Below are 4,479 nucleotides of genomic sequence, written 5' to 3'. Positions count from 1 at the left end.
GACTCGACGAGCTTTTCGGTAGGATGAGCCGACTCGGCGAGGCCCGTCCTGTTGCTCCGCTGGGCGTAGGTCGGCGCACTATCGCACACCCTGGTCGCCCGCCGCGATAGCGCACCGACCCGCGGGCTAGGGTGGCCGCGTGGATCAGATCACCGTGTACGAGAAGCCGACCTGCACGACGTGTCGGAACCTGTTCGTCCTCCTCAAGGAGGAGGGGATCGACTTCGAGAAGGTGGACTACCACGTGCTCGGCCTGCGGGCCGAGGAGGTCAGGGACATCCTGGCGAAGACCGGCCTGAGCGCTCGCGACGTGCTGCGGAAGCGGGAGCCGGTCTACAAGGAGCTCGACCTGGGCAACCGCGACCTCTCGGAGGACGAGCTGGTCGAGCTGATGGTGAAGCACCCGGCGCTGCTGCAGCGCCCGATCGTGATCAAGGGCGACCGCGGTGTGCTCGCCCGGCCGATCGAGAAGGTCCGCGAGCTGTTCTGAGCCGGCTCCCGACGGCGCCCAGGAAGGTCCCGATCCGGGCTCGGTGGTCCCAGACCATCGTGCCCAGCGACCAGAGGCTGAAGGCGAGCACCGCGGCGCCGGCGAGGCTGAGCGCCGCGGGGCCCGCCGCGGTCCAGCGCAGCTGGGTCACCAGCAGCACCGCCGCTCCGGTTGCGCCGGCGAGTCCGACGACGCGGTTGGCCCAGCCGCGTACGCCGCTCTCGCCGCCGCCGGTCACCGCGTCGATCGCTCCGGTGAGGATCGTCAGCGGCAGGAAGATCCAGCCGACCCCGCGAGCGAGCCGGGCGCCGATGAGAAATCGCAGGAACCCGCCGTTGGCGCTCCCGCGCGCGAACTGCCGCAGCGCGCCGAGCGAGCGGGACCGGGTCAGGCCGAGCAGGGTCGTACGCAGGAACCGGACGTACGCGCTGCCCTTGCCGACCACGCCGCCGGCGCTCTTGGCGACGTTGCCGACCGCGAGCGCCCCCGCGCCCTCCTCGCCGAGCGAGGCGACGACCTGGCGGGTCGCCTTGACCCGGGCCAGGTAGGCGGCGATCCGAGAGCTCGGGCTCTCGGGGAACTCGATGTCATGGAGCGCCGCGGCGATCGTGGCATCGGCCCGGACGACCCGGGCGAGGGCGGCGGTGATGCTCGCCGGGTGGGTCTGCGGGTCGTCGAGCAGCGGGTGGCCGGCCGCCACCGCCAGCGTGGTCGCCTCGGTGAGCTCGGCCAGCGCGGCATCCAGGTTCACGGCCCCGTCGTGCATCGCCCAGCGGGCATGGCGCAGTGCCTTGAGGAGCAGCTCGCCGCTGCGTACCTCGGCGTCTCGCTCTTCCGGCGTGGCGGCGGTGAGCAGCCCCGGGACCTCGGGCAGGTGTGACTCGACAGCATCGGCGGCATCGCGTACGCGACGGGCTGCCTCGGTCAGCGCCTCGGTCGACCAGCCGCCGACCTCGGCGAGGCCCGGCGGACCCGTCGGTGGGAGGTAGTCGGTCTCGGTCGGGCGCGGGCAGATCTCGGACTCCTCCGGGACAGGCGCGCCGAGGTCGGCCAGCCCGTCGACGTAGGAACGGACCGCGGCGGCCAGGCGGGTCGAGAGCCACAGCGTCGCCTGTGCCGTCAACGAGCCCGGGAGGCCGCCGAGCACCGGCGCCATCGGACCGGTGACATCGATCTCGCCGAACGTGGTCACGAGGCTCGTCCGGGGGCCTGCAGACTGGTGGGGGTCAGCGTGCATGCGCATGTTCTATCGGCCCCGGGATCAACCCGTGGCCGGCCCCTGTCGATCCGCAGCGCGGCACGCTATCGCACACCCTGGTCGACGGTCGCGATAGCGCACCCCGCCACCAGCCCAGAAGCACCCGCCGAGCCGACTCGACGGGTTAGGTCACAGGCGCAGGCGCTCGACGGACTGGCCGGTGGTGCGGGTGATCAGGTCGACGTCGTTGTCGGCGTGGAGGACCGTGAGGTCGGCCTCCTCCGCGACCGCGGCGACGAGCAGGTCCGGGACCGACGGCGCCCGGTGACGACCCTCGCGCAGCACGATGCGCTGGATCTCCAGCGCCCGTGCCTCGGTACGCGGCGTGAGGGTCGCGAGCGGCATGTGGATGACCGGCACGTCCTCGACGAGATCGGACCACTCCCGCTCGGATCGGGCCAGGTGGCCGATCTCGAGCAGTGTGGTGGTGGTGATGCGTACTTGTCCCAGCTCGATCAGGCGGGACCACTTCTCAGCGTCGGGGCTGGTGGACATCCGGGCGAGTGCCGACCGGTGCATCAGCCAGGGTCGCCTCACGACCATGCGTCACGCATCAGACCCCGGTCGGCGAGCGGGGCGAACTTCGCGAAGTCGCCGCCGGCCACGGGTCGCGCCGGTGGCAGCGGACGCAGTGCGTCGGGCGTGAACCATCGGCGGAGATACTCGTTGCGGGTGAGCCCGAGCCGCGCCGCCTCGGTGTCGATGCGCGCGAGCTCGTCATCCGAGAGACCTCGGATCAGTACGTCGGACATGTCTGTCCACCTCCTGGACGCAAGATGGTAGCCCAGCGCGGCGCGTCCAGGTGGGATCAGGGCCGGGTCGCGCGGTGCACCCAGGTCGACTCGACCTCCATGCCGACGCGGAGGTAGAGGTCCAGGGCGCCGGTGCGAGAGTCCGTCGACAGGGTCGCGCGCGTCGCTCCGTGAGCGCGGGCAGCGCCGAACGCGTCGGCGAGGAGCGCCTGGGCCAGGCCACGGTTGCGCTGGTCCTTGCGGGTGGCCAGCTTGCTGACGTACCCCTCCCGGCCGTCCTCGGTCATCACCAGCACCGCCGCGGCGACCACCGCGCCGTCAGAGTCGGTGACCACGCGGAGGTTCCACGGCTCGGCGCCGGGTCGCTCGATGGTCGTGGCGACCCAGTCCGCATAGGGTTCCCGCTCGCGCTCGGACCATTCCAGGAAGGCGTCCTCGACCACCGTCCACACCTGTTCGTGGTCGTGCGGCGTCGCAGCCCTGAGGGCGTACGCCTCGGGCAGCTCCCGCACCGGGATCGCCGCGTCCTGCGGCAGCGCCAGGACCCAGGACTCCCAGCGCGGGAACCAGCCCAGCGACTCCAGCAGCCGGTCGCCGGGTGAGCCCTGGGGGACCGGCATGCCGATGACCGGCTCGCCGAGCTCGGCCGCGCGGGCGCCTATCCAGCCGGCCAGGGCGGTGCCGATCCCGCGGTCCCAGTGCTCGGGGTGGACGGCGGCATCGGCACGGGCGCCGCCGGAGCACTCCGCGTAGGCGACCAGCTCGCCGTCGGGTCCGAGCACGCCGACCGTGGCGGCACCGACGTCGAAGGACGGTCGCTGCCAGTCGGCGATGATGTCGGACTCCTCGATCATCACCTCGCCCGCGGTGGCCAGCTCGTTCGCCGCCATCACCCGGGTGACGGCGCCGGCATCGGCCAGCGCCAACGGCCGCTCGGTGTAGCCGGCGGGAAGGATCATGGCGTTGGTCATGAGGCCCACGCTCCCACCTGCTCACCCCGAGTCGCCACGGGTTATCGGGCCCGCGGCGTACGGTAGGCGAAAGCAGCCGTCTTCCACGCCGGCTCGGGCGGCGCCGACCCCGTCAGGAGCAACGATGTTCCGGATCCGTATCGCCCTGCTCGCCGCGGCACTGGTCGCGGCCCTCGTCCCAGCCACGGCCGACGCACACACGGACTTCCCCAAGAGATTCGACCTCCCGCCCGGCTTCCAGCCCGAGGGCATCGCGATCGGAGGCGGGCCGACGGCCTGGTTCGGGTCGCGCGTGGACGGCGACATCTACCGCGTCGACCTACGAACCGGCCGCGGAAAGGTGGTCGCCCAAGGCCCCGGCACCGCCACCGTCGGCGTCAAGGTCGACCGCCACGGTCGCCTCTTCGCCGCCGGCGGCCCCAGCGGCACCGCCAGGGTGATCGACACCCGCACCGGCCATGTCCTCGCCGACCACCACCTCACCACCGCCGCCAGCTTCGTCAACGACGTCGTCCTCACCCGCCACAAGGCGTGGTTCACCGACTCCCAGCAGGCCCAGCTCTACGCCGTGCCGCTCGGGCGAGGCCCGGTCCGCACCCTCCCGCTCACCGGGGACTGGGAGCAGGTGGCGGGCTTCAACGCCAACGGCATCACCGCCACTCCGGACGGCCGCGGACTGCTGGTGGTCAACTCGACCACCGGGCTCCTCCACCGCGTCGACCCGCGCACCGGCGCGACCACTACCGTCGACCTCGGTGGCGCCGGCCTCACCAACGGCGACGGCATGCTGCTGCTCGGCAGGACCTTGTACGTCGTCCGCAACTTCAACAACGAGATCGCCGTCATCCATCTCGACAAGTCCGGCTCCCGCGGCGTCCAGGTCGACACACTGACCAGCGACGACTTCGACGTGCCGACGACCGTCGCCGCCTACCGCGACCGGCTCTACCTGCCCAACGCCCGGTTCACCACGCCCCCGGAGCCCGACACGCCCTACTGGGTCACCGC

General features: G+C 72.2%; 6 protein-coding genes. 2 read left to right on the top strand and 4 right to left on the bottom strand.

The window, feature by feature from the left end; genetic code table 11:
• The first annotated feature begins 139 nt into the window (after nt 1-139).
• Nucleotides 140-490: an arsenate reductase family protein gene (locus ACFU7D_RS03880; RefSeq protein WP_378863575.1), complete on the top strand. Its 351-nt coding sequence runs from the start codon at nt 140-142 to the stop codon at nt 488-490.
• Here the strand turns inward: ACFU7D_RS03880 and ACFU7D_RS03875 are convergent.
• From ACFU7D_RS03875 to ACFU7D_RS03860, 4 genes are all read right to left on the bottom strand, one after another.
• Nucleotides 432-1,682: a hypothetical protein gene (locus ACFU7D_RS03875; protein WP_378863572.1), complete on the bottom strand. Its 1,251-nt coding sequence runs from the start codon at nt 1,680-1,682 to the stop codon at nt 432-434. The two genes, ACFU7D_RS03880 and ACFU7D_RS03875, sit on opposite strands and share 59 nt — an antisense overlap.
• Nucleotides 1,683-1,877: 195 nt before the next feature.
• On the bottom strand, nt 1,878-2,243 hold the full coding sequence (locus tag ACFU7D_RS03870) for a PIN domain-containing protein (RefSeq protein ID WP_378863569.1): 366 nt from the start codon (nt 2,241-2,243) through the stop codon (nt 1,878-1,880).
• A 38-nt stretch (nt 2,244-2,281) separates the two neighbouring features.
• Nucleotides 2,282-2,500, bottom strand: coding sequence for a hypothetical protein (locus tag ACFU7D_RS03865; protein WP_160023182.1), 219 nt, complete (start codon nt 2,498-2,500; stop codon nt 2,282-2,284).
• 56 nt (nt 2,501-2,556) lie between these two features.
• Nucleotides 2,557-3,471 carry a GNAT family N-acetyltransferase gene (locus tag ACFU7D_RS03860; protein ID WP_378863566.1) on the bottom strand — a complete coding sequence of 305 codons (915 nt, stop codon included), beginning with the start codon at nt 3,469-3,471 and terminating at the stop codon, nt 2,557-2,559.
• A gap of 124 nt (nt 3,472-3,595) precedes the next feature.
• Between ACFU7D_RS03860 and ACFU7D_RS03855 the strand changes: the two genes are divergently transcribed.
• A partial coding sequence (locus ACFU7D_RS03855; RefSeq protein WP_378863563.1) for a superoxide dismutase occupies nt 3,596-4,479 on the top strand: 884 nt, incomplete at its 3' end.

The organism is Nocardioides sp. NPDC057577 (assembly GCF_042801335.1).
GTDB lineage: Bacteria > Actinomycetota > Actinomycetes > Propionibacteriales > Nocardioidaceae > Nocardioides.
Note: the sequence above shows the minus strand (reverse complement) of the source record. Positions and strands in the feature narration are given on the sequence as shown.